Source organism: Luteimonas sp. A501 (genome assembly GCF_054052085.1).
This window is the reverse complement of sequence record NZ_JBSVRI010000001.1, coordinates 111123-135704: the sequence shown is the minus strand read 5'-3', so window position 1 is coordinate 135704 and position 24582 is coordinate 111123. Positions and strand designations below refer to the sequence as shown.

21 protein-coding genes are annotated in these 24582 nt (G+C 70.5%); 12 read left to right on the top strand and 9 right to left on the bottom strand.

Features of this window, described 5'->3' with window-relative positions:
- Positions 1-9 precede the first annotated feature (9 nt).
- The 3 genes from ACW7G5_RS00620 (at position 10) to ACW7G5_RS00610 (ending at position 3801) form a co-directional block, all read left to right on the top strand.
- On the top strand, positions 10-1812 hold the full coding sequence (locus ACW7G5_RS00620; protein ID WP_457000923.1) for a Mur ligase family protein: 1803 nt from the start codon (positions 10-12) through the stop codon (positions 1810-1812).
- Positions 1813-1966: 154 nt separating this feature from the next.
- On the top strand, positions 1967-2392 hold the full coding sequence (locus ACW7G5_RS00615) for a DUF2231 domain-containing protein (protein WP_457000922.1): 426 nt from the start codon (positions 1967-1969) through the stop codon (positions 2390-2392).
- On the top strand, positions 2389-3801 hold the full coding sequence (locus ACW7G5_RS00610; protein ID WP_457000920.1) for a PQQ-dependent sugar dehydrogenase: 1413 nt from the start codon (positions 2389-2391) through the stop codon (positions 3799-3801). The genes ACW7G5_RS00615 and ACW7G5_RS00610 overlap by 4 nt, the downstream gene beginning before the upstream one ends.
- Here the strand turns inward: ACW7G5_RS00610 and ACW7G5_RS00605 are convergent.
- The 5 genes from ACW7G5_RS00605 to glmS all read right to left on the bottom strand — a co-directional run bounded on the left by ACW7G5_RS00605 (position 3798) and on the right by glmS (position 9784).
- On the bottom strand, positions 3798-4352 hold the full coding sequence (locus ACW7G5_RS00605; protein WP_457000918.1) for a DUF2894 domain-containing protein: 555 nt from the start codon (positions 4350-4352) through the stop codon (positions 3798-3800). The genes ACW7G5_RS00610 and ACW7G5_RS00605 overlap by 4 nt on opposite strands.
- A complete protein-coding gene (locus ACW7G5_RS00600) occupies positions 4342-5016 on the bottom strand; it encodes an OmpA family protein (RefSeq protein ID WP_457000917.1) in 675 nt (224 codons plus the stop codon). The genes ACW7G5_RS00605 and ACW7G5_RS00600 overlap by 11 nt, the downstream gene beginning before the upstream one ends.
- On the bottom strand, positions 5013-7085 hold the full coding sequence (locus tag ACW7G5_RS00595) for a DUF802 domain-containing protein (protein ID WP_457000916.1): 2073 nt from the start codon (positions 7083-7085) through the stop codon (positions 5013-5015). The genes ACW7G5_RS00600 and ACW7G5_RS00595 overlap by 4 nt, the downstream gene beginning before the upstream one ends.
- Complete coding sequence (locus tag ACW7G5_RS00590) at positions 7082-7864, bottom strand: DUF3348 family protein (RefSeq protein WP_457000914.1); 783 nt, start codon at positions 7862-7864, stop codon at positions 7082-7084. The genes ACW7G5_RS00595 and ACW7G5_RS00590 overlap by 4 nt, the downstream gene beginning before the upstream one ends.
- Before the next feature lie 90 nt (positions 7865-7954).
- Positions 7955-9784 carry a glutamine--fructose-6-phosphate transaminase (isomerizing) gene (gene glmS / locus ACW7G5_RS00585; protein ID WP_457000912.1) on the bottom strand — a complete coding sequence of 610 codons (1830 nt, stop codon included), beginning with the start codon at positions 9782-9784 and terminating at the stop codon, positions 7955-7957.
- A 195-nt stretch (positions 9785-9979) separates the two neighbouring features.
- Here glmS and ACW7G5_RS00580 point away from each other — a divergent pair, with 195 nt between their 5' ends.
- From ACW7G5_RS00580 to ACW7G5_RS00550, 7 genes are read left to right on the top strand one after another with little or no spacing between them, the layout of a single operon-like run.
- Positions 9980-11281, top strand: a complete 1302-nt coding sequence (locus ACW7G5_RS00580; RefSeq protein ID WP_457000911.1) for an efflux RND transporter periplasmic adaptor subunit — start codon at positions 9980-9982, stop codon at positions 11279-11281.
- A gap of 2 nt (positions 11282-11283) precedes the next feature.
- Entirely contained in the window at positions 11284-11496 is a 213-nt protein-coding gene (locus tag ACW7G5_RS00575) for a hypothetical protein (RefSeq protein WP_457000909.1), read from the top strand.
- Between the two features lie 38 nt (positions 11497-11534).
- Entirely contained in the window at positions 11535-12281 is a 747-nt protein-coding gene (locus tag ACW7G5_RS00570; protein WP_457002790.1) for an ABC transporter ATP-binding protein, read from the top strand.
- 10 nt (positions 12282-12291) lie between these two features.
- Positions 12292-13596, top strand: a complete 1305-nt coding sequence (locus ACW7G5_RS00565) for an ABC transporter permease (RefSeq protein WP_457000907.1) — start codon at positions 12292-12294, stop codon at positions 13594-13596.
- 15 nt (positions 13597-13611) lie between these two features.
- Positions 13612-14838: an ABC transporter permease gene (locus tag ACW7G5_RS00560; RefSeq protein WP_457000905.1), complete on the top strand. Its 1227-nt coding sequence runs from the start codon at positions 13612-13614 to the stop codon at positions 14836-14838.
- A 10-nt stretch (positions 14839-14848) separates the two neighbouring features.
- Positions 14849-16207 carry a sigma-54-dependent transcriptional regulator gene (locus ACW7G5_RS00555; RefSeq protein ID WP_457000903.1) on the top strand — a complete coding sequence of 453 codons (1359 nt, stop codon included), beginning with the start codon at positions 14849-14851 and terminating at the stop codon, positions 16205-16207.
- Positions 16207-17517 (top strand): sensor histidine kinase, encoded by a 1311-nt coding sequence (locus ACW7G5_RS00550; RefSeq protein ID WP_457000901.1) that lies wholly within the window; start codon positions 16207-16209, stop codon positions 17515-17517. Before ACW7G5_RS00555 ends, ACW7G5_RS00550 begins: the two co-directional genes overlap by 1 nt.
- A gap of 197 nt (positions 17518-17714) precedes the next feature.
- Here the strand turns inward: ACW7G5_RS00550 and glmU are convergent, their stop codons facing one another.
- Complete coding sequence (gene glmU / locus ACW7G5_RS00545; RefSeq protein ID WP_457000899.1) at positions 17715-19130, bottom strand: bifunctional UDP-N-acetylglucosamine diphosphorylase/glucosamine-1-phosphate N-acetyltransferase GlmU; 1416 nt, start codon at positions 19128-19130, stop codon at positions 17715-17717.
- Between the two features lie 139 nt (positions 19131-19269).
- Here glmU and ACW7G5_RS00540 point away from each other — a divergent pair, with 139 nt between their 5' ends.
- The gene (locus ACW7G5_RS00540) at positions 19270-21276 is read left to right on the top strand and encodes a hypothetical protein (protein WP_457000897.1); all 2007 of its coding nucleotides are present in this window, start codon (positions 19270-19272) and stop codon (positions 21274-21276) included.
- Positions 21273-21656 carry a GtrA family protein gene (locus ACW7G5_RS00535; protein WP_457000895.1) on the top strand — a complete coding sequence of 128 codons (384 nt, stop codon included), beginning with the start codon at positions 21273-21275 and terminating at the stop codon, positions 21654-21656. Before ACW7G5_RS00540 ends, ACW7G5_RS00535 begins: the two co-directional genes overlap by 4 nt.
- A gap of 91 nt (positions 21657-21747) precedes the next feature.
- On the opposite strand, the gene ACW7G5_RS00530 is transcribed toward ACW7G5_RS00535, so the two are convergent.
- The 3 genes from ACW7G5_RS00530 to atpG form a co-directional block, all read right to left on the bottom strand.
- Positions 21748-22170: a F0F1 ATP synthase subunit epsilon gene (locus ACW7G5_RS00530; RefSeq protein ID WP_457000893.1), complete on the bottom strand. Its 423-nt coding sequence runs from the start codon at positions 22168-22170 to the stop codon at positions 21748-21750.
- 15 nt (positions 22171-22185) lie between these two features.
- Positions 22186-23595, bottom strand: coding sequence for a F0F1 ATP synthase subunit beta (gene atpD / locus ACW7G5_RS00525; protein WP_457000891.1), 1410 nt, complete (start codon positions 23593-23595; stop codon positions 22186-22188).
- Positions 23596-23700: 105 nt separating this feature from the next.
- Positions 23701-24564, bottom strand: coding sequence for a F0F1 ATP synthase subunit gamma (gene atpG / locus ACW7G5_RS00520; protein WP_343256075.1), 864 nt, complete (start codon positions 24562-24564; stop codon positions 23701-23703).
- Between the last annotated feature and the right edge of the window lie 18 nt (positions 24565-24582).

Below are 24582 nucleotides of genomic sequence, written 5' to 3'. Positions count from 1 at the left end.
GCACGCCCGATGACCGCACCCGCGCCGCTGCCCTTCGACGACTCACGCCGCCTGACCGGTCCGAACCTGTACTTCGCCGATGCCGGCGCGGTGCTGGAAACCGGGGTCGGCGCGCCGGTTCCACGCGCCCTGGTCGACGGCTGGAGGCAGCGGATCGCGCGTGCGCGCGCTGCCCTGGGCTGGCCCGATGGCCCGGTCCGGGTGCGCGAACACGCCACCGGCGCCAGCCTCGCCTTCGCGGCGCCGGCCGACCGGCTGTACGCCGCCACCGAGGTCAACGAATGGGCCTGGCTGTCGGTGCTTGCCGAGGCCGGCATCGACACCGGCGACGCCGCCCTGCAGCCCGCCCACGCCCCGATCGACGATGACGACGCCGCGCTCCGCATCCTGCGCGCCGCCGCCGACGCCGAACACCTTCCCCGCCTGCAGGCGCTTCGCGAAAGTGCCCTTGCCTACGGGTTGCCGCTGCTGCTCGACGACGAACAGCTCTCGATCGGCCTGGGCACCGGCAGCCGCACCTGGGACAACCCGGCGCTGCCGCTTCCCCACGAGGTGCCCTGGCAGGAGCTGCATGCGATCCCCGTCGCCCTGGTCACCGGCTCCAACGGCAAGACCACCACCGTGCGCCTGCTCACCGCGATGGCCATCGCGAACGGCTGGCACACCGCCAACAGCTGCACCGACGGCATCTACCTCGACGGCGCGCTGATCGAGGACGGCGACTACTCCGGCCCGGGCGGCGCGCGCGCGCTGCTGCGCAACCGCCAGGCGCAGGCCGCGATCCTGGAGACCGCGCGCGGCGGCCTGCTGCGCCGCGGGCTGGGCGTTGCGCACGCCGACGTGGCCGTGGTCACCAACGTCAGCCCCGACCACTTCGGCGAGTACGGCATCCACGACCTCGACGGCCTGGCCGAGGTCAAGCTGACCGTGGCCCGCGCCATCGACGGCGCAGGCACCCTTGTGCTCAACGCCGACAACGACCCGCTGCGCCGGCATGCCGCCGGGCTCGACGCGGCACCGGCCTGGTTCTCCACCAGCGACGACCATCCACTGCTGGCGGAGGCACGCGCCGATGGCCGCCGCAGCTGCGGAGTGCGCGACGGCCGGCTGCAGCTGTTCGACGGAGCCGCGGCCCATGACCTGGGCGCGGTCGCCGACATGCCCCTGACGCTTGGCGGCCTGGCCGCGCACAACGTCCAGAACTGCGCCGCCGCCGCGCTGGCCGCCGCCGGCCTCGGCATCGCGCCGGACACCATCCGCGCCGTGCTCGCGCGCTTCGGCCGCGCCCACGGCGACAATCCCGGCCGCCTGCAGCGCTGGATCCTGGGCGGCGGCGTGCAGGCCTACGTCGACTACGCGCACAACCCCGACGGCCTGCAGCACCTGCTCGGGCTGGTGCGCCAGGCGCACCACGCCGGCGGCCGGCTGCACCTGCTGCTGGGCCAGGCCGGCAACCGCAGCGACGAGGCCATCGCCGAGCTTGCCGCCACCGCCGCCTCGTTCCGGCCCGACCACGTCGTGCTCAAGGACATGGACAGCGCCTACATGCGCGGCCGCGAGAGCGGCGCGGTGGCGCGGCTGCTGCGCGAGGCGCTGCTGCGCGGCGGCGTGGCGGCCGGGGCCATCGTCGAATGCCTGGACGAAGCCGAGGCCGCGCGCCTGGTCCTGGCCGGCGCGCGCGCGGGCGACAGCCTCGTGCTGCCGGTCCACGGAGCCGGCGCGCGCGCGCGCGTGGTCGCGCTGCTGGACCGGCTGCAGGCCCTGGGCTGGTCGCCGGGCGACCCGCTGCCCGGGGCGCTGCCACGCGACTGACGGCGGCAGCGACCGTCGCATCGGGAACGCAGCGTCCCGGGGCAAGCCCCCATCGTGAGGGAGCCCTGGCTTAGGATGAATGGGCCCCACGCCGCGCGTGGGATGCCGCAATCCTCCCGACGCCGCACCGGCGCCCGCTCTCCGAAGGACCCCCATGGCTTCGACTATCGAACGCCGGCCCGTACCGGCTTTTCATCCCGTCCACGCACTGCTGCTTGGCGGTGCGACCACCCTGCTCCTCGCTGCCCTGCTCGGCGACATCGCCTATGCGCGGACGTTCGAGATCCAGTGGAACAATTTCGCGTCCTGGCTGATCACCGGCGGCCTGGTGGTCGCGGGCGTGGCGCTGGTGTCCGCGCTCGTCGGCCTGCTGCCCTCGCGCCGCACGCCGGGCTCGCTGCTGCACTTCGTCCTGCTGCTGGCGACCTGGGTCGTCGGCTTCTTCAACGCGCTGATGCACGCACGCGACGCCTGGGCCAGCATGCCCGGCGGCCTGGTGCTGTCGGTGGCCACCGTCATCCTCGCCATCGTGGCGACCTGCTTCGCGGTCCGTGCCCCGCGCATCGGAGGTGTGGAATGAACCGCCTGAGCCTGCTTGCCCTTGCCACGTCCGCGGTGGTCCTCGCCGCCTGCAACCCCGACCCGGGCCCGATGCAGTACGGCTCCGAGGTCAACCTGCCCGAGCCGAAGCGCGGCCTGCTGCCGCAGATGGTGATCGCCGATCCGTCCGAGTGGGGCGACCGCCTTCCGGTCGTGCCCGAGGGCTTCGAGGTCCGCGCCATCGCCACCGGCCTGGGCATCCCGCGCCAGACCCTGGTTCTGCCCAACGGCGACATCCTGGTCGCCGAAGGCCGCGGCGGCAACGCGCCCAAGCTCAAGCCCAAGGACATCATCGCCGGCCCGATCAAGGCCGCCGGCACCACCGGGGTGAAGAGCGGCAACCGCCTGACCCTGCTGCGCGACGCCGACGGCGACGGCAACTACGAGCTGCAGACCGTCTTTGCCGACGGCCTCAACGCGCCCTACGGCATGGCCCTGGTCGGCGACGACCTGTTCGTCGCCAACCAGGACGCGGTGGTGCGCTTCGACTACCAGTCCGGCATGACCCAGGCCAGCGCCACCGGGCCTGAGGTGCTGACGCTGTTGCCTTCGGAGATCAACCACCACTGGACCAAGGCGATGGCGGCCAGCAGCGACGGCCGCTTCCTGTACGTCGGCATCGGCTCCAACAGCAACATCACCGAGCGCGGCATGCTCGCCGAGCAGGACCGCGCGCGGGTCTGGGAGATCGACGTCGCCACCGGCATGCACCGCCCGTACGCGACCGGCCTGCGCAATCCCACCGCGCTGGCGATCCAGCCCGGCAGCGGCCAGCTCTGGGCCGTGGTCAACGAGCGCGACGAGATTGGACCCGACCTCGTGCCCGACTACCTCACCTCCGTGCGCGACGGCGGCTTCTACGGCTGGCCCTGGGCGTACTGGGGCAACCATGTCGACACCCGCGTCAAGCCGGAAAACCCGGACAAGGTCGCCGCCTCGATCACGCCGGACTACAGCCTGGGCGCGCACGTGGCGTCGCTTGGCGTCGACTTCTCCAGCCCGGTGATGGGCCCGGAGTTCGCCGACGGCGCCTTCGTCGGCATGCACGGCAGCTGGAACCGTCCGGATCCCTCCGGCTACAAGGTGGTGTTCGTGCCGTTCCGCAACGGCAGCCCGGCGGGTGATCCGATCGACTTCGCCACCGGCTTCCGCGACGACGACGGCACCACCCGCGGCCGCCCGGTGGGCGTGACCGTCGACCCGCGCGGCGCGGTGGTCATCGCCGACGACCTGGCCAACATCATCTGGCGCGTGTCGCGCGTGGGTGGCCCGGCGGTGGCGCCGGACGTGGATGCCGACAGCGACACCGATACCGGCGCCGACGGCGCCCCCGCCGCTGACGCGGACGGCAACGCAGCGGAGTCGAACGGCCCCGCGACCCGCTCCTAGCCGGCGTCCGCCGGGGGGCGTGCCGCTCCCCGGCCCCGGCGCGCCTTCGCGCGCGTCCGGACCGGCGACCCATCCACGCCGCGGCCGGCGTCCCCGCCGGCCGACACGACGCGGGCCTGCAGCTCCTGCAGGTCCGCCAGCATGTCGATGTAGGCGGTGAACCGCCGCAGGTAATCCGGCGACTGCGCCTGCATCAGGCGCAGCATCCGTCCCGCCAGCGCGCCCGAATTGAGCGGCCCCGCATCGTCGGGCGTCGGCGCCAGTGCGCGCCGCACCTGCTCGCGGTTGCGCAGCCCTGCCCACAGCTCGCGAACGCCATCCAGCGCCGGAAGTGCCGGCCAGTGCGCGGGTGCGGGCAAGCCCAGGTCGATCCCGTCGGCCAGCACCTGTCGTTCGATGGGCCAGCGTTCGAGGGCATCGAGCAGCCCTGCAAGCGGCTGCGCCATCGGTTCCGCGGCTGCCGATGCCGCGGTCCGCGACTCCGGCAACTGCGCGGCATCCGCGTCCTGCGGCGCCTGTGCCGCACTGTCCCGGAAGTCGCTACCGCCCATGCGCAACCTGCGAGCCCGGCTTCTGCCCATGCTCCTGCCCATGCGCCTGCCGCGGCACCGGGGCCATCTCGACGCGGCGGTTTCGCGCGCGGCCTTCGGCGTGCGCGTTGCTGTCGACCGGCTGTTCGGCGCCGAAAGCCGCGGCGAACACCGAGGACGCCGGCACGCCCTGCGCCACCAGCGCGCGGGTCACGGTCAGCGCGCGCTGCGCGGACAGCTCCCAGTTGTCGGCGTAGCGCTGGCTGTCGCCGCGCACCAGGCGGTCGTCGGTGAAGCCGCTGACCATCAGGATCTCGTCGCGGCCGGCCAGGAAGCCGGCCAGCGGCGCGGCCAGGCTGTCCAGCAGCGCCTCGCCCTCGGGCTGCAGGCGGTCGGAGCCGAGTGCGAACAGTACGCTGCCGCTGATGCCGATGCGGCCGTCGACCAGGGTGATGCGGCCGCTGGCCAGCGGGGCGGCCAGCGCCTGCTCGAGTGCCACGCGGCGCTGCTGTTCGACCTCGCGCTGCGCGACTTCTTCGGCCAGCCTGGCCTCGAGGTGCAGCTGCACGCCGATCACGCCCACCAGGATCAACACGAACACGCCCAGCAGCACCGACATCAGGTCGCCGAACGCGGCCCACACCGGGACCGTGGAATCGACGTCGCCCTCGACCTCCAGGCTCATGCCGCGGCGCCGGGCAGCTGGCGGAGCTCGGCGATGATGTGCTTCTGCGCGAGCACGCTCAGGTCAACCAGCTCGCGCGCCTGGGCCACGTAGTAGGCCAGCTGTTCGTCGCTGCGCGTGCCCGAGGCGTCGAGCGCGGCGGCGATGCCGTCCAGGCGCCCGGTCAGCTCCGCGCTGCGCTCACCGAACTGCTGCACGGCGCCGGCCAGCGCCTCGCCCAGGCCGGCCACGCTGGTCGCACCCGCGTCCAGGCGCGCCACCGCGGCGTCGATCGCTCCGGTGCCGGCCTCGACCTGTTCGCCGAAGCGGCCGCCGGCCTGTTCCAGCAGCGTGGAGGTGGTCGACACCAGGGCATCGATCGCACCGCGCTGCTCGGTGGAGGCGTGGTTCACGGCGTCCAGCAGGGTCGACAGGGTCTCCATCAGCTGGGTGCGTTCGGCCAGCATCGCGGTGTCGCGCACCATGCTGTCGGAGAGCTTCTGACGGAGCTCGGCGACCACCTCGGCGGCGGCTCGCGGCGCCTCCGACGCGGCCTCCACCAGGGTCGATATCTCGGCGATGGTCGCGGCGGCGTGCGCCTGCGACTGCGCGCCGATGTCGGCGGCGGCAGCGGCCAGGGCCGAGGCCACGGCCTCGTGCCGCTGCGCGGCGTCCTCACCGGCGCAGGCCCAGTCCTCGCGCAGCGAAGCGGCCATCGTTGCGAGCTGGTCCTGCCAGGCCGCCAGGCGCTGCCCGTCCTGTTCCGAGAGCGCGGACTGCAGGCGCGCATGGGTGCCTTCAAGCTGCTCGAGCAGGGTCATCGATTGGCCGGCAAAGGCCGCGCCGGCCGCGTCCAGCGCCTGCCCGTGGCGCTCGGCCAGGGCATCGTGCTGGGCCTGCTGGCGCGCGAGCGCCCCGTCCCAGGCGGTAGCGAGCTGGGCCGTGGTGGCCTCCAGGCGCGACGCCACCTCCTCGACCATGCCGCCGGTGCGCTCCACGAGGCGTTCGCCCGCCGCGTCCAGGCCCGTGCGCAGCGCTTCGGCCAGAACCTGCTGCGACCCGGCCTGCTCGGCCAGCGCACGCCGCCACAGCGTCGTGGCGGCGGTCGAGCTGCTTTCGAAGCCGGCGTCGAGCGCGGCCAGCTGGCGGTCGACCGACGCGGCGACCGTCGCGTTGAGCTGCGCGGCTTCGCGCGTGACCGTGTCCATGGCCGCAGCGACGGCCGGCTGCACGGCCTCGACGGCCGCGCGCGCGCTGTCGGCCGCGCCGCGTTCCAGCGCCGCCGACAGCGTGCCGGCCAGCCGCTCCCACGCCACCGTGCTGCCGGCATGGAAGGCGTCCTGCTGCGAGGCCTGGCGGTCGTGCGCGGCCTGGGCCTGCCGCTCCATCGCCGCGGCCATGGTCTCCAGGCGCTCGACCAGGGCCGGCATCGCGTCGGCCTGCGCCTGCATCAGGCGCAGCGATTCATCGCGCTGGTGGGCGCGGGTATGCACGCGCAGGCCATCCACGCTCGCGGCATCGAGCAGGCGCACCGTCTCCGCGCGCTCGCGGCGGCACAGCGCAGCCAGCAGCCCGAGCATGGCCGAGGCGGCCACGCCCGCGATCGAGGTGCCGAAGGCCACGCCCAGGCCCTCCACCGGCGCCGCCAGCGAATCGCGCACCGCCTGCAGGTCGCTCGCCGACTGCAGCGCGATGCCGGTGCCGCGCAGGGTGACCAGCATGCCCAGCAGGGTGCCGAGCATGCCCAGCAGCACCAGCAGGCCGACCAGGTAGGGCGTGAGCGCGGGCGCCGGCAGCGGTGCCTGGCCGCTGTCGATGCGCTGGCGCACCGCGCCGCGCAGCGTCGGATCGAGGCCCGCCAGCCAGGCGGCCAGGCCGTCCGGCCCGGGCGGCGCGTCCAGCGCGGCGACCAGGCCAGCGGTCGCCTGCCGGTAGCGGTACAGCTCGACGCCACCGATGAGGTACAGCGCGCCGATCAGGGCGGTGACCGCCAGCGCCAGCGCGTGGCTGCCGATGTATCCCGCGCCGATCCAGCACACGACCAGCAGGCCGAGGGCGAAAACGAGGCTGTCGAGGAGGGTTCTTTTCATGCGTCCGGGCCTGGGCTGCGAAGCGCGGAAAGCAGGGCTTCGATGGGGTGGAAACGGAGGTCGAGCTCGGCCGACAGCACCTGCCGCGCCTCGTCGCGGAAGCCGGCGCGCCACGCGCCGGGATCCGGGTTCGCCGGCGCCGCGGCGTCGGCATGGAGCACGTGCAGGCGCTTGAAGCGCGCGACCAGCGCGGGGACGACCGGGACCAGCAGCGCGTGTTCCCGCGGCGCCAGCAGGCCTTCCATCACCGCATCGACCGCGGCCAGCCGCGCCTGGCCGTCGGCGCGCCGCGCCAGGCGCTCGCGCAGCTCGCCGCGCAGGCGCCCGCTCGCCGACTGCATGTCGCGCTGCAGCCCCTGGCAGTGGCGCTGCACGGCGGCGGCACCCGCGGCGGCACCGCTGCCGTCCTCACCCGCACGCGGATGCAGCGGCAGCGTCCAGTCGCGGGCGGCGGCGTCGATGGCCTCTTGCAGCACGCCGCGCAGGCGCAGGCATTCAGCGGCGGCGTCCTCATCCGGCGTGGCGCCGGCGCGATCCGTCGGGCCATCGGCCGCCGCGACGGGGCTGGTGGTGGCACCGGAATCCTCGCCGTCGTCCCGGCCTGCGGGCGCGTCGTCGAGCGCCCGCGACAGGGCCACGGCGCGCTGCCAGTCCAGCCAGTCGCCCAGCACGTCCGCCGGGGACCGCGCCTGCCGGCCAGGTTCGACGCCGGCCAGCCGGGCCAGCAGCCTGGGCAGCGCGGCGCCCGGGACGGGCGCCCGGGTGCGGTGTTCAAGCATGCTGGTGGCCAAAAAACGACCATTTTAGCGCGTTGCCGCCGGGCGCTGCCCGCTGCCCCGGACCGGGACCGGGAGCCGGACGGGCGCCGGTTACTCCACCGTCACGCTCTTCGCCAGGTTCCGCGGCTTGTCGACGTCGGTGCCGCGCGCCAGCGCGACGTGGTAGGCCAGCATCTGCACCGGGATCGTGTGCACGATCGGGCTCAGCACGCCGACGTGGCGCGGGGTACGGATCACGTGCACGCCCTCGCTCGCGCTGAAGTTGCTGTCGGCGTCGGTGAACACGAACAGCTCGCCGCCGCGCGCGCGCACTTCCTGCATGTTCGACTTCACCTTCTCCAGCAGGCTGTCGTTGGGCGCGATCACCACCACCGGCATGGCGTCGTCCACCAGCGCCAGCGGGCCGTGCTTGAGCTCGCCGGCGGGATAGGCCTCGGCATGGATGTACGAGATCTCCTTGAGCTTGAGCGCGCCCTCGAGCGCGATCGGGTAGTGCACGCCGCGGCCGAGGAACAGCGCGTGCTGCCGGGGCGTGAAGCTCTCCGACCACAGCGCGATCTGCGGCTCCAGGTTCAGCGCGTGCTGCACGCTGCCCGGCAGATGGCGCAGCGCTTCGATGTATTCCGCTTCCTTCTCTTCCGACAGCCGGCCGTTGAGCTTGGCAAGCGTGGCCGCCAGCGCGAACAGGCCGACCAGCTGGGTGGTGAAAGCCTTGGTCGAAGCGACGCCGATCTCGGCGCCGGCACGGGTGTAGAACACCAGCTTGCTGGCGCGCGGGATCGCACTTTCAGGCACGTTGCAGATCGACAGCGTGTGTTCGTGGCCGAGCGACTTGGCGTACTTCAGCGCTTCCATCGTGTCGAGCGTTTCGCCCGACTGGGAAATGGTGACCACCAGGTGCTTCGGGTTGGCCACCGCGGTGCGGTAACGGTACTCGCTGGCGATCTCGACGCTGCACGGCAGCCCGCTGATCGCCTCGATCCAGTAGCGCGCCACGGAGCCGGAATAGAAGCTGGTACCGCAGGCGAGGATCTGCACGCCCTCGATCCCCCGCAGCACGGCCTCGGCATCCTTGCCGAACAGCGTGGGCTCGAACGCACCGGCGTCGATGATCGCCTCCATGGTGTCGCCCAGCGCGCGCGGCTGCTCGTGGATCTCCTTCTGCATGAAGTGGCGGTAGGGACCCAGCTCCAGCGACGCCAGCGAGACGTCGGACAGGTGCTCTTCGCGCAGCACCGGCTGGTCGTCCTCGCCGAACACGTTCACGCCTTCGCGCGTGATCTCGGCGGTGTCGCCTTCTTCAAGGAAGATCACCCTGCGCGTGGCCTGCAGGATCGCGGAGACGTCGGAGGCGACGAAGTTCTCGCCCTCGCCCAGACCGATGAGCAGCGGGCAGCCCATGCGCGCGACCACCATGCGCTCCGGCTCCTTGCGGCTGACCACGGCCAGCGCATAGGCACCGTGCAGCTCCTTGACCGTGCGCTGCAGCGCGCCAAGCAGGTCGGCGCCGTCCTGCAGGTAATGGTGGATCAGGTGCGCGATGACCTCGGTATCGGTTTGCGATTCGAATTCATAGCCCAGCCCGCGCAGGCGCTCGCGCTGCTGCTCGTGGTTCTCGATGATGCCGTTGTGCACCAGGGCCACACCGTGGCTGACGTGCGGGTGCGCGTTAGATTCCGTCACCCCGCCGTGCGTGGCCCAGCGGGTATGGCCGATGCCGAGCGTGGCCGAGAAGCCTTCGCTGCCGGCGGCACCTTCCATCTCCGACACGCGACCGGTACGGCGCACGCGGCGGATGTCGGCGCCATCGACCACGGCGATGCCGGCGGAGTCGTAGCCACGGTATTCGAGACGCTTGAGTCCTTCGATCAGGACCGGAACCACATCGCGATCCGCAATCGCGCCGACGATGCCGCACATAAGCAGATGAACCCCTGGGTTGGTGACCTGCCAGTTTAACGGGGAAAGCCCGCGGGACCGTCCGCGCGGACGCTGCGACTGTCCGCGCGGACACCCGGACACTGCGGACCAATCAAACAAAATCAATGACTTGCAGTTGGCACGACCCTTGCGGATACACAGGGCAGACCATCCTTCTGACAGCGCCCTCCCGCCATGGACTCTTCCCGCTCCCGCATCCGCGACACCTCCGCCCAGGACCATGTTCCTGCGGCCGCGTCATCCACGCGCCGGAACCTGCGCAAGCCGTGGGTGGCGGGGGGCGCGGCGGCCGTGGTGCTGCTTGGCCTGGCCATCTGGGTCGCGGTTGGCTGGAGCGGCGGCGGGCGCTCGCACGACGCGTCGCGCATTCGCATCGCCGAGGTGGTCCGCGGTGACCTGGTGCGCGACCTGTCCGCCGACGGCCGCGTGATCGCCGCCAACAGCCCGACGCTGTACGCGATCGCGGGCGGCACCGTGGCGCTCAAGGTCGTCGCCGGCGACGCGGTGGAACAGGGCCAGGAACTCGCAGTGATCGACAGCCCCGAGCTGCGCAGCAAGCTGGTGCAGGAGGAATCCACCTTGGCCAGCCTGCAGGGCGAAGCCAATCGCGCAGTGCTTGACGCGCGGCTCACCCGGTCGGACGCGCAAAAGCTGCTTGACCAGGCGCTGATCGAGCAGGTCGCCGCGCAGCGCGACGTCGAGCGCTACCAGCGCGCATTCGAGGGCGGCGCGGTGTCGCGCAACGACTACGACCGCGCGCTGGACGGATTGAAGAAGGCCGAAATCGGCGTCGCCGCGGCGCGCCAGGACTTCTCGCTGCAGGGCCAGGGCGCGGGCATCGACGCCGGCAACAAGCGCCTTTTGGCCGAGCGCCAGGAGGCCGTGGTCGGCGAACTGCGTCGCCAGGTGGATGCGCTGACCCTGCGCGCGCCCTTCGACGGCCAGGTCGGCCAGGTGCAGATCGCGCAGGGCACGAACGTGGCGGCCAACGCGCCGATTCTTGGCGTGGTCGACCTGTCGCAGTTCGAGGTCGAGATCAAGGTGCCGGAGAGCTTCGCCCGCGACCTCGGCATCGGCATGCCGGCCCAGGTCACCAGCGTCGGCAAGCAGTGGCCGGCGGAGATTTCCGCGGTGTCGCCCGAAGTCGTGAACGGCGAGGTCAATGCCCGCCTGCGCTTCGCAGACGGCGACCAGCCGCCCGGCCTGCGCCAGAACCAGCGCCTGTCGGCGCGGATCGTGATGGACACGCGCGAGGACGTGCTGATGGTCGAGCGCGGCCCCTTCCTCGAGCAGGACGGCGGCAACTTCGCCTACGTCGTGCAGGGCGGCAGCGCCGAGCGGCGTGCGATCCAGGCCGGCGTGTCCAGCCTGTCGGCCGTCGAAATCCTTTCAGGACTGCAACCCGGCGAGCGCATCGTCGTGTCCGGCAGTGACCAGTTCGAGCAGGCGGACCGCGTCCGCATTTCCGGAGAGTGACCATGAACGCAATGACCGGCTTCCCCCACAACCTGCACTGGAGTTCGAGCGAGCTGGCCGACGCCGTGCCGCGCCGGCTGAGCGAGATCTACCGCTTTGAAACCAGCCTCGACGCGCCCCGGCCCCGGGCCGCCAACGGCGAGCACCAGCACGCACGGACGCCGCAGCACTTCCTGCCGGCATCCAGCCTGCCCGACATGTTCAGGGTGAACTGATGCACGCCAACCACAGCTCCGAACAGGGAACTCCCGCCATGCTGGACATGCGCCAGGTCACCAAGGTCTATCGCACCGAACTGGTCGAGACGCACGCGCTGCGCTCGCTCGACCTGCGCGTGGCGGAAGGCGAATTCGTCGCCGTCACCGGGCCCTCGGGCTCGGGCAAGACCACCTTCCTCAACATCGCCGGGCTGCTGGAGACCTTCACCGGCGGCGAGTTCCACCTCGACGGCGAGGACGTGCGCGGCCTCAACGACAACCAGCGCAGCAAGCTGCGCAACCAGAAGATCGGCTTCATCTTCCAGGGCTTCAACCTGATCCCGGACCTGAACCTGTTCGACAACGTCGACGTGCCGCTGCGCTACCGCGGCATGCCGGCCAACGAGCGCAAGCTGCGCATCGAGGACGCGCTGGGCATGGTCGGGCTGGGATCGCGCATGAAGCACTTCCCGGCGGAGCTGTCGGGCGGCCAGCAGCAGCGCGCGGCGATCGCGCGCGCGCTTGCCGGCAGCCCGCGCCTGCTGCTGGCCGACGAACCCACCGGCAACCTCGACACGCAGATGGCGCGCAGCGTGCTGGAGCTGCTGGAGGACATCAACCAGCAGGGCACGACCATCATCATGGTCACCCACGACCCGGAGCTTGCCGCGCGCGCGCACCGCAACGTGCACATCGTCGACGGCATGGCGACCGACCTGTCGGTGGAGCCGGGCCTGACGCGGGCCGCGCGCGCCGAACGCATTGAATCCGAAGCCGCCACCGACGCCGCACCCGGCGCCTGAGGACCCAGCCATGCTCGCCTACTACTTCAAGCTCGCCCTGCGCAGCTTTCGCCGCAACAAGGCGCTCACCGCGCTGATGGTGGTGGCGATCGCACTCGGCATCGGCACCAGCATGACCACCCTGACAGTATTCAAGGTGCTTTCGGGGGATCCGATCCCGGCCAAGAGCGATCGCCTGTTCATGGTGCAGTTGGATCCCGAACCCATCGCCACGCAGGTCCCCGGCGACGAGCCGATGGACCTGCTTACGCGCTTCGACGCCGAGGAGCTGCTGCGCCAGAAGCGCGGCCTGCGCCAGGCGATGATGGTCGGCGGGGACACGATCATCGAGCCCGAGTCTTCGACCTTGAAGCCCTTCGTCGACCAGGCGCGCTATGCCTCAGCGGACTTCTTCCCGATGTTCGAGGCCCCCTTCCTCCACGGCCAAGGCTGGAGCCGGACCGACGATTCGGCCCGCGCCCGCGTGGTGGTGATCTCCCGGGTGCTCAACGACAAGCTGTTCGGCGGCGTCGACAGCACCGGCCGCCAGCTGCGCATCAACGGCAGCGCGCTCCGCGTGGTCGGCGTGCTCGACGACTGGTCGCCCAGCCCCAAGTTCTACGACCTCAACACCGGTGCCTACGGGCGCGATGAACAGGTCTTCGTGCCCTTCTCCACCGCCATGGACCTGGATCTCGGCACCAGCGGCACGACCAACTGCTTCGGCAACAATCCAACCAACGATGGCACCGACGTCAACGCGCCCTGCGCCTGGATCCAGTACTGGGTCGAGCTCGAATCCGCGGCGCAGGCGAAGGATTACAAAGCCTGGCTGGACAACTACTCCGCACAGCAGAAAGCCGCCGGCCGCTTCCAGCGCGAGCCCAACGTGCGCCTGCGAAACGTGATGGAGTGGCTGGACCATCGTCAGGTGGTGCCCGGCGACGTGCGCCTGCAGATGTGGATGGCGCTCGGCTTCCTGCTGGTGTGCCTGCTCAACACCGTGGGCCTGCTGCTGGCCAAGTTCCTGCGACGTGGTGGCGAGATCGGTGTGCGGCGCGCGCTTGGCGCATCACGGCGGGACATCTTCACGCAGTGCCTGGTGGAGGCCGGCACCGTGGGCCTCGCCGGCGGCGTACTCGGCCTCGGCCTGGCCCTGCTGGGTCTGTGGGCCGTACGCCAGCGCCCCACCGGCTACGCCGCACTCGCCCACCTCGACGGTTCGATGCTGCTTGCCACCTTCGTGCTCGCCCTGGTCGCCAGCCTGCTTGCCGGCCTGCTGCCGGCGTGGCGGGCGATGCAGGTGACGCCGGCGATCCAGCTGAAATCGCAGTAGAGACAAGGAAACAACATGGACATCCGACCGATCCTCTCCACCCTGCTGCGGCACAAGACCGCCGCGGCGCTCATCGTGCTGGAGATCGCGCTGAGCTGCGCGATCGTCTGCAATGCGCTGTTCCTGATCGCCGAGCGCGTCGAGAACGTGTCGCGTCCCAGCGGCATCGCCGACCAGGAGCTGCTGCAGATCCGGCTGAGTGGCATCGGGCCCACCGAAAACGCCGACGCGCGCACCCGCGAGGACATGGCGGCGCTGCGCGCCGTACCCGGCGTGGCGGGGGTCACCATGATCAACCAGCTGCCGTTCTCCAACAGCGCGTCCAATTCCGGGCTGAGGCTGACGCCCGAGCAGGACCGCGCGACGCTGGTCGCTGCCACATACCAGGGCCATGACAGCATGGTCGAGACGATGGGCATCCGCCTCGCGGCCGGCCGTGACTTCACGCCAGCCGAGTTCATGGACGCGACCGAACTCGAGCAGGTGACCGACTTCAGCACGCTCTCCAGCCCGGCCATCGTCAGCGCGGAGATCGCGGACAAGCTGTTCCCTGGCGATGGCGCGCTGGGGAAGACGGTCTATCTCGGGCCGGTACCGCTGACCATCATCGGAGTGGCGGAGACCCTGACCCGCCCCAACCTCGCCGGCGGCAGCGACATGACGTACTCGTTGATCCTGCCGATCAGGAACAACTACAACAACGGCGGTTCCTACATGGTTCGCGTCGCCGATCCCACGCGGCGCGACGAGATCCTGACGGCTTCGGTCGCTGCATTGGAGAAGGTCGACCCCAATCGCCTGGTGCTTGACCAGCAGAGTTACAGCGCGATCCGCGACAGCTACTTCCGCAGCGACCGCGAGATGATCATCCTGCTCGGCATCGTCTGCATCGCCTTGCTGATCGTCACCGCCCTCGGCATCGTCGGCCTGGCCAGCTTCTGGGTACAGCAGCGCAGCAAGCAGATCGGCATCCGCCGCGCGCTGGGTGCCACCCGCGGCCAGATCCTGCGCTACTTCCAGACCGAGAACTTTATCCTGGCCACCATCGGCATCGCCGTGGGCATGGTGCTGGCGTTCGGCATCAACCAGGTGCTGATGGGTCGCTACGAGTTGCCACGGCTGCCGCTGTTCTACCTGCCGGTGGGCGCGGTGGTGCTGTGGCTGCTGGGACAGATCGCCGTGCTCGGCCCCGCGCGCCGCGCCGCGGCGGTGCCTCCGGCGGTGGCGACCCGCAGCGTATGATCGCAAACCGATGCCCACCATCCTGATCATCGACGACAACCCCGCAGTCATCACTGCGCTGGATCTGCTGTTCTCGCTGCACGACATCGACGCGGCCAACGCGGAGTCGCCGGACGAGGGATTGGCCCGACTGCGCGAGGGCGGCATCGACCTGGTGATCCAGGACATGAACTTCCAGACCGACACCACCTCGGGCGAGGAAGGCCTGGCGCTGTTCCATGCCATCCGCGAGCGCGAGCCGGACCTGCCGGTGATCCTGCTGACGGCATGGACCCACCTCGAGTCCGCGGTCGACCTGGTCAAGGCCGGCGCCGCCGACTACCTGGCCAAGCCCTGGGACGACCGCAAGCTGCTGGCCACGGTCAACAACCTGCTGGAGCTCTCGGAGGCGCGGCGCGAACTCGCGCGCCACCGCAGCGGCGAGCGCCGCCGCCGCACGGCGCTGTCGCAGGGTAACGACCTGCGCGGCGTGGTCTATGCCGATCCCGCCAGCGAGCGGCTGCTGTCGCTGGCCTGCCAGGTGGCACGCTCGGAACTGCCAGTGCTGGTTACCGGGCCCAACGGCGCGGGCAAGGAAAAGATCGCCGAGATCGTGCACGCCAATTCGCTGGTCAAGGATGGACCCTTCATCGCGCTCAACTGCGGCGCGCTGCCGGGTGAGCTGATCGAAGCCGAACTCTTCGGCGCCGAGGCCGGCGCGTACACCGGTGCCGGCAAGGCGCGCGAGGGCAAGTTCGAGGCCGCCGACGGTGGCACCCTGTTCCTCGATGAAATCGGCAACCTGCCGGCCGCGGGCCAGGTGAAGCTGCTGCGCGTGCTCGAGACCGGCCGCTTCGCGCGCCTGGGCGGCAACCGCGAGCGCCAGGTCAAGGTGCGCGTGGTCAGCGCCACCAACGCCGACCTGCCGGCGATGATCCGCGATGGCCGTTTTCGCGAAGACCTGTACTACCGCCTCAACGCGATTGAGCTGGCACTGCCGCCATTGGCCGAACGCCCCGACGACATCCTGCCGCTGGCGCTGCACTTCCTTCCCGCCGGCAAGCGCCTGGCCGCGGACGCCGAGCGAGCCCTGCTCCGTCACTCGTGGCCGGGCAACGTGCGCGAGCTGCGCAACGTGGTGCAGCGCGCGGCGCTGCTGTCGACGGGCGACTCTGTGGCTGCGGCGGCGCTGGGCCTTCCCGTGCCTTCGGCGGCCGCCACGACCGCATCGGCATCGGCATCAGCGGGCAGCGAAGAGCCCGACCGCGCGACGATCGAAGCCGCGCTGGCGCGCAGCGGCGGCGTGCTGTCGCAAGCGGCCATCGAACTGGGCCTGTCGCGACAGGCGCTGTACCGCCGCCTCGACCGCCTCGGCATCCGGCGCGACTGATGGCGCAGGGTCGGCGCCTGCCTCTGAGCGTCGCGTTCACCGGCATGGCGCTCGCCTATATGGCGCTGGCGGCAGGGCTGACGCTGCTGCTGGAGCAGTGGATCCAGGCGCGCTGGCTGGCGGCGTTGGTGGCGGTCGCCTTGCCGCTGCCGCTGCTGCTCTACCACGTGCATCGGCTGCTGCGGCCGGCGCACTCGCTGTTCCGCGCGCTGGCAGGAAGCGTGGCCAGCTACCGCGACGGCGACTACAGCTTCGGCGTGACCTGGGACGGCGGCGGCGAGCTGGGCGCCCTGGTCGCCAGCCACCGCGCGCTTGGCGACACGCTGCGCGACCAGCGCCTGCGCCTGGTGCAGCGCGAGCTGCTGCTCGACACCATGGTGCAGAACACGCCGGTGGCGATGCTGCTGGTGGATCCCGGCGGCCACGTGGTGCTCGGCAACCTGGCCGCGCGCAAGCTGCTCGGCGATGGCCGCAAGCTCGAGGGCGTGGCCTTCGACGAACTGCTCGCCGGCGCGCCCGAGGCGCTGCGCGACGCCTTCGCCCGCGGCGGAGATGGGATGTTCACCGTCGGCCACGACGACGACGAAGACATCTACCACCTGTCACGCCGGCTGTTCCGCCTCAACGGCCGCCGCCATGAGCTGGTGCTGCTGCGCCAGCTCACCGCCGAGCTGCGACGGCAGGAAGTGCAGACCTGGAAAAAGGTGATCCGGGTGATCAGCCACGAGCTCAACAATTCGCTGGCGCCGATCGCCTCGCTCGCGCACTCCGGTGCGGAGCTGCTGCGGCGCGGACAGCTCGAACGCCTGCCCGGCGCGCTGGCGACGATCGAAGAGCGCGCGCGGCATCTGGAAGGATTCCTCCGCGACTACGCGCGCTTTGCCAAGCTGCCGTCGCCGCGGCTGGAAGCGATCGAGTGGCAGCAGTTCCTCGAGCGCCTGCGCAACCAGGTCGAGTTCGGCATCGAAGGCCATGTCGAAGGCAGCGCGCGCGCCGATGTCGTCCAGCTGGAGCAGGCCCTGCTCAACCTGCTGAAGAACGCGCACGAGTCCGGCTCGGCGCCGGGCGGGGTGCGGCTGGCGCTGCGGCGCCTTCCCGACGGCTGGCGCATCGACGTGCTGGACCGCGGCAGCGGCATGAACGACTCGGTGCTGTCGAACGCGGTGCTGCCGTTCTATTCCACCAAGCGCCACGGCACCGGCCTGGGCCTGGCGCTGGCGCGCGAGATCGCCGAAGCCCACGGCGGCCGCATCGCCCTGCTCAACCGCGATGGCGGTGGCCTCTGCGTCAGCCTGGTCCTGCCCGCCTGAGGCTTGGCTTCTGCGGGAGCGGCTATAGCCGCGATCCAGGTCAGACATAGGAACAGCTATCGCCGCGACCTGCCACGAATTTGGCGTTTACGGCAATTCCGATCGCAGCTATAGCTGCTCCCACAACATCCTTCGACCCGGTGGCGAGGCTGCTACCTCGGCCACCTCGGCTACCTCGGCTACTTCGGCTACTTCGGCTACTTCGGCTGCTTCGGCTGCTTCGGCTGCTTCGGCTGCTTCTTCGGGCGTTGCCAGGATTCGATGGTCTGCTGGCGGCCGCGGGCGATGGTCAGCTTGCCTTCGGGCGCGTTGCTGGTGACCACGGAGCCGGCGCCGATGGTGGCGCCGCGGCCGATGGTCACCGGAGCCACCAGCGATGCGTTCGACCCGATGAAGGCGCCGTCCTCGATGGTGGTCGTGGACTTGTTTGCGCCGTCGTAGTTGCAGGTGATGGTGCCCGCGCCGACGTTCACTCCGGCACCGATCGCGGCATCGCCGAGATAGCTCAGGTGGTTGGCCTTGCTGCCGACACCAAGCACCGCGTTCTTGGCTTCGACGAAGTTGCCGATGTGCACGCCGTCGGCCAGCACCGTGCCCGGGCGCAGGCGCGCGAACGGACCGATCTGCACCGCGCCTTCGGTGCGCGCGCCGTGGATGTCGCAGTGGGCGCGGACCTCGGTGCCGGGGCCGAACTCGGCATCGCGGATGCGGCAGAATGGGCCGATGCGCACGCCGTCGCCGAGCACCACGCGGCCTTCGAAGATCACGCTGGCATCGATCTCGACGTCGCGGCCCACGATGACCTCGCCGCGGATGTCGACCCGCGCCGGATCGGCGAAGCGCACGCCCTCGACGCACAGCGCGCGCACCAGGCGCGCCTGCATCGCCCGCTCCAGCTGCGCCAGCTGCCAGGGGTCGTTCGCGCCCTCGGTCTCGATCGCCTCCTCGACGAACACCATCTCCGCGGCGCTGTATTCGGCGGCGGCCATTTCAAAGACGTCGGTCAGGTAGTACTCGCCCTGGGCGTTGTCGCTCGACAGCCGGCCCAGCCAGTTCTTGAGCGCGGTGGCCTCGGCGGCAAGCACGCCGGTGTTGACGGTGGTGATGCGGCGCTGCTCGGCGTCGGCGTCCTTTTCCTCGACGATGGCGCCGACGTTGCCTTCGGAGTCGCGCACGATGCGGCCGTAGCCGCGCGGGTTGTCGAGTTCTGCCACCAGCACCGCAAGCCGGTCCCCGGCCGCGAGCAGGCGGTGCAGCGTGCCGGCGGTGATCAGCGGCACGTCGCCGTACAGCACCAGCACCTGGGCGCCGTCGGGCACTCCGGGCATGGCTTCGCGTACGGCATGCCCGGTACCGAGCTGGCGTGCCTGCTCGACCCATTCCAGGTCGGACTGGCCGGCGAAGGCCTCGCGCACCTGGTCGCCGCCGTGGCCGTGGACGACGTGGATCGCAGCGGGCTCCAGCGCACGCGCCGCGTCGATAACGTGCGCGAGCATCGGCCTGCCGGCGATCTTCTGCAGCACCTTGGGCAGCGCGGACTTCATGCGCTTGCCCTCGCCGGCGGCAAGGATCACGACGTGGAGTTCGTTTGCGGGGCGGTCCTGTGCGGGCATGGTCGTCCTGGCCTGTTGTTCCGGCGGCCATTCTAAGGTGCCTGCTGCTAGCATGCGCGCGATGTCGCGAGCAGCGCCACCCGCCCCCTCCCCAGGCACAACCAGCACCGCCACGCGCCGCCAGACGGCAGCCCGGCATGTGCCGGCCGTATTGCTGTGGGCCGGAGGCATTGCCTGCGCCGGCGGCGTGCTGTTCCACGGCATGTTCGCGGAGTGGGTGCCGGCACGTACCACCGCGTTGATGGTGATCGCCTTGCTGGCGCTGGGATTCGCCTGGGGTCTGCGGCGCGCCACCGGATTTGCCATGGCGCACGGGCTCGCGCTTGCCTGGCTGCTTGCACTGGCCTGGTTCGGTGACCCTCTGCCCCTGCTCGCCACGCTGCTCATGGCCACCGCCGGCATCGCCCTTGGCGGCCTGCTGCTGCCGCAGGCTCCGACAGCCGCGCAGTGCATCACCGGCCTGGCGCTGGGCGCCGGAGTGCTTGGGTGGATGTTGCCCCTGCCGCTGCATACGCGCTGGACCTACCTGGCGGTGCTGCTGGCGCTACTCGCGTGGCGGCAGCGCGCGCTCCGCAACACGCTGCGCGCCACCGCCGAAGGCTGGCGACGCACGGTGGCCGCCGACCCGCGGGCGATGGCACTGGTGGTGCTCGTGCTGGGCCTTGCCTCCACGGCATGCTGGCCCCCGACCACCCAGCACGACGACGTCGGCTACCACCTGTTGCTGCCGTGGTCGCTGCAGCTCGACGGCCGGTTGGGGATGGATCCCGATGTCCATGCATGGGCGCTCGCCCCCTGGGCGGCCGACGTGCTGCAGGCGATACCGCAGTTGCTGTCCGGCGCCGAGGCCCGCGGAGCAGTGAATGCGCTGTGGCTGGTGCTGGTCGCGGGCGCGCTGTGGCGCCTGGCGGGCACGCTGGGCGGCGACCTGCGCGCGCGCGCCTGGACGGTCGCGCTGTACGCGGGCATTCCGCTGACCGCAGCGCTCGCGCTCGGCATGCAGACCGAACTCCCCAGTGCGGCAGCGCTGGCGTGGGCGGCGTGCCTGGCCTTCAGCACGCCCTCGCGAAGAATGGTGCTTGCGGCGTGTGCGCTGCTTGGCCTGTTGCTGGCCACCAAGCTTGCCGCGGCCGCTTTCGCCGCTTTCCTGTTGCCCTGGCTGGCATGGCGCCAGCGCAGCGTGCTGGACGCGCGCACCGCGCTGGGCGGACTCACCCTGCTGGTCGCGCTGGGCGGCAGCAGCTACGCCTTCGCCTGGTTCATCGCCGGCAATCCGTTCCTGCCACTCATGAACGATGTCTTCGCCTCGCCCTACTTCGGCGGCGCCTTCCGGGACCCGCGCTGGCATGCCGGCGTCGGCCCGCTGCTGCCGTGGCGGATGACGTTCGATACCGGCCGTTACCTCGAGGCCTTCCCGGGCGGCGGCGGATTCGTGCTGGTCGCGCTTGCGGGCGCCTGGCTGGCGGCACTCTGGCAACGCCGTACGCGCGCGCTCGCTGCGCTTGCCCTGGCCATGATGGTGGCGCCACTGCTGGCCACCCAGTACCTGCGGTACGTGTACCCGGCGCTGCTGCTCGCCCTGCCGGCCCTGGTGGTGGCGGCGCGCGCGGCGGCGCCGCGCAGCGCCCATGTGCTGCTGGCAGCCACCTGCATCGCCAACCTGCTGTTCCAGGCCAACGGCCACTGGATGCTCCGCACCGGCATGGTGAAGGACACCGTGGTGGCCGCCGGTCGCGATGCGCCTGCCTTCAGCGAATACGCGCCGTCGCGCCTGATGGCCGCGATCATTCGCGAGCGGCGGGCGGCCGAAGACGGTTCCGCGGGCCCCGTGCTGGCACTCGCGCTGGACGTGCCGATGCTGGCGGAGTTCGGATCCGCCGCGCGCACCGTGTCCTGGTACGACCCGTCGCTGGAGGCTGCGGCGCACCGCGCGAACGCCGACGCCGGCGGCGCGGGCTGGGTGGCACTGTGGCGCAGCGAAGGCGTCGCCGACATCGTGCTGCGCGCGGACCGCCTGACGCCTGCACAGCACGCCGGCCTGGCGTTGTCAGGCGCCCACCGTGAATCCGCCGTGGGCGAGGTCGAATGGTGGCGCCTGCCACCGGCCAATGGCGTGGACGCAGCACATCCGGAGCCGGCGCGATGACGTTGCGCAGGCAAGGTCCGCGTTACCTGCTGATCGGCGGCATACAGTGGCTGCTCGACTGGGGCGTCATGGTGCTGCTCAGCCACTTCGGCCTGCGCATCGGACTGGCCAACGTGGCGGGCCGCGTCACCGGCGCGATGCTCGGCTTCTGGCTCAACGGCAAGATCACCTTCACCGGCGACGAGCACGTGCTCGGCCGGCGCCAGCTGGTGCGCTTCATCGCGATGTGGCTGGCGATGACCCTGCTGAGCACGGTCGCGATCGAAGCGATCGACGACGTGTTGGGGCGCAAATGGGCGTGGCTTGCGAAGCCGCTGGTGGAGGCATGCCTGGGCGTGATCGGCTTCCTCGGCTCCAGGCACTGGGTCTACCGCCGCTAGCGCCCAGGAGGCCCGGCCAAAAGAAAAACCCCGCATGAGTGCGGGGTTCGTCCACGGAGGCCAAGGCTTCGGGCGCGGCCGATGCCTGCCGTCAGTGCTTCAGGTTCTTGCGCAGGCGCTCCAGCGCCTGCAACTGCGCCGCGACCTCGGCCATCTTCTGCTGCGCCTCGGCAATGTCCATCGCCTCGCCGCGGCCGGCGAGCACGCGCTCGGCTTCTTCCTTGACCTTGCGTACCGCGGCCTCGTCGATCTCGTCGGCGCGGATCGCGGTGTCGGCCAGGATCGTCACCACCTGCGGCTGCACCTCGAGGATGCCGCCGCTGATGGCGAAGTCCAGCTTGTCGCCGTTGGCCTGGGTGACCACGACCTTGCCCGGCTTCAGGCGGGTGATGAGCGGTGCGTGGCGCGGCGCGATGCCGAGCTCGCCCAGCTCACCGGTGACCACCACCATGGTGGCCTCGCCGCGGAAGATCTCGGCCTCGGCACTGACGATGTCACAACGGATGGTGGTCATGGGTACTTACCTGCCTCAGGCCTTGTCGGCCATCTTCGCGGCCTTCTCGACCGCTTCGTCGATGCTGCCGACCATGTAGAACGCCTGCTCCGGCAGGTGGTCGTATTCGCCGTCCACGATGCCCTTGAAGCCGCGGATGGTTTCCTTCAGCGGCACGTACTTGCCTGGCGAACCGGTGAAGACCTCGGCCACGTGGAAGGGCTGCGAGAAGAAGCGCTCGATCTTGCGCGCGCGCGACACGGCCTGCTTGTCTTCTTCCGACAGCTCGTCCATGCCCAGGATCGCGATGATGTCCTTCAGTTCCTTGTACTTCTGCAGGGTCATCTGCACGCGGCGCGCGGTGTCGTAGTGCTCGTTGCCGATCACGTTCGGATCCATCATGCGCGAGGTCGAGTCAAGCGGATCGACCGCCGGGTAGATGCCCAGCGAAGCGATGCTGCGCGACAGCGCGACCGTGGAGTCGAGGTGGGCGAAGGTGGTCGCCGGCGACGGGTCGGTGTAGTCGTCCGCGGGCACGTAGACGGCCTGGATCGAGGTGATCGAGCCGGTCTTGGTCGAGGTGATGCGCTCCTGCAGCACGCCCATTTCCTCGGCCAGCGTGGGCTGGTAGCCCACCGCCGACGGCATGCGGCCGAGCAGCGCCGAAACCTCGGTGCCGGCCAGGGTGTAACGGTAGATGTTGTCGACGAAGAACAGCACGTCGCGGCCCCTGCCCGACTCGTCCTTCTCGTCGCGGAAGTACTCGGCCATGGTCAGGCCGGTCAGCGCCACGCGCAGGCGGTTGCCCGGCGGCTCGTTCATCTGGCCGTAGACCATCGCCACCTTGTCGAGGACGTTGGAGTCCTTCATCTCGTGGTAGAAGTCGTTGCCCTCGCGGGTACGCTCGCCGACGCCCGCGAACACCGACAGGCCTTCGTGCGCCTTGGCGATGTTGTTGATCAGTTCCATCATGTTGACGGTCTTGCCGACGCCGGCACCGCCGAACAGGCCGACCTTGCCGCCCTTGGCGAACGGGCACATCAGGTCGATGACCTTGATGCCGGTCTCCAGCAGCTCGTTGGCCGCGGCCTGCTCTTCATAGGTCGGCGCGTCGCGGTGGATCTCCCACTCGGACGACGCCTCGATCGGGCCGGCTTCGTCGATCGGGCGACCGAGCACGTCCATGATGCGGCCCAGGGTGCCCTTGCCGACCGGCACCGAGATGCCCCTGCCGGTGTTGTTGGCCATGAGGTTGCGCTTCAGGCCGTCGGTCGAGCCGAGCGCGATGGCGCGCACGATGCCGTCGCCGAGCTGCTGCTGCACTTCAAGCGTGATTTCGGTGCCTTCGACCTTCAGTGCGTCGTACACCTTCGGCACTTCGCTGCGCGGGAACTCCACGTCGACGACCGCGCCGATGATCTGAACGATCTTGCCCTGGTTGCTCATCACTTAAGTCCTCTGGAACTCGCTGTTTTTTCTGTTTGTGGGAGCGGCCATGGCCGCGATTGGTCGGGACCGGGCCACTTGGCCCCTCCCACATGCATGTATGGATCAGACCGCGGCGGCGCCGCCGACGATCTCGGAAATTTCCTGCGTGATCGCCGCCTGCCTGGCCTTGTTGTAGACCAGGTTGAGCGTGTCGATCAGCTTGTTCGCGTTGTCGCTGGCGGCCTTCATCGCGACCATGCGCGCGGCGTGCTCGGAGGCGATGTTTTCCATCACCGCCTGGTACACCAGCGACTCGATGTAGCGGGTCAGCACGTGCTCGAGCACGGTCTCGGCGTCGGGTTCGTACAGGTAATCCCAGTCGTGGGTCACCAGCTGCTCGTCAGACGGCGGCAGTGGCAGCAGCTGGTCGAAGGCCGCGCGCTGGGTCATCGTGTTGACGAAATCGTTGTAGACCACGAACACGCGGTCCTGGCGGCCCTCGATGAAGCCGTCGATCATCACCTTGACGATGCCGATCAGCTGCTCGACCTCAGGGTTGTCGCCCAGGTGGGTGACGCTGGCCAGCATGTCCACCTTCAAGCGGCGGAAGAACACCGTCGCCTTCTGGCCGATGGTGACCACGTCGACCTCGACGCCCTTCTCGTGCCACTGCCGGATCTCGCCCAGCAGCTTGCGGAACAGGTTGTTGTTGAGGCCGCCGGCCAGGCCGCGATCGGACGAGACGATGACGTAGCCGACGCGCTTGATCTCGGGCCGCTCGACCAGGAACGGATGCCGATAGTCGGTATTCGCCTGTGCGAGGTGGCCGATCAGCTGCTTCATCGCACGCGCGTAGGGGCGCGATGCCTTCATCCGCTCCTGCGCCTTGCGGATCTTCGAGGCCGAGACCATTTCGAGCGCGCGCGTCACCTTGCGGGTGTTCTGCACGCTCTTGATCTTGGTTTTGATTTCTCTGCCGCCGGCCATGTCTTCGCTCGCTCTGCT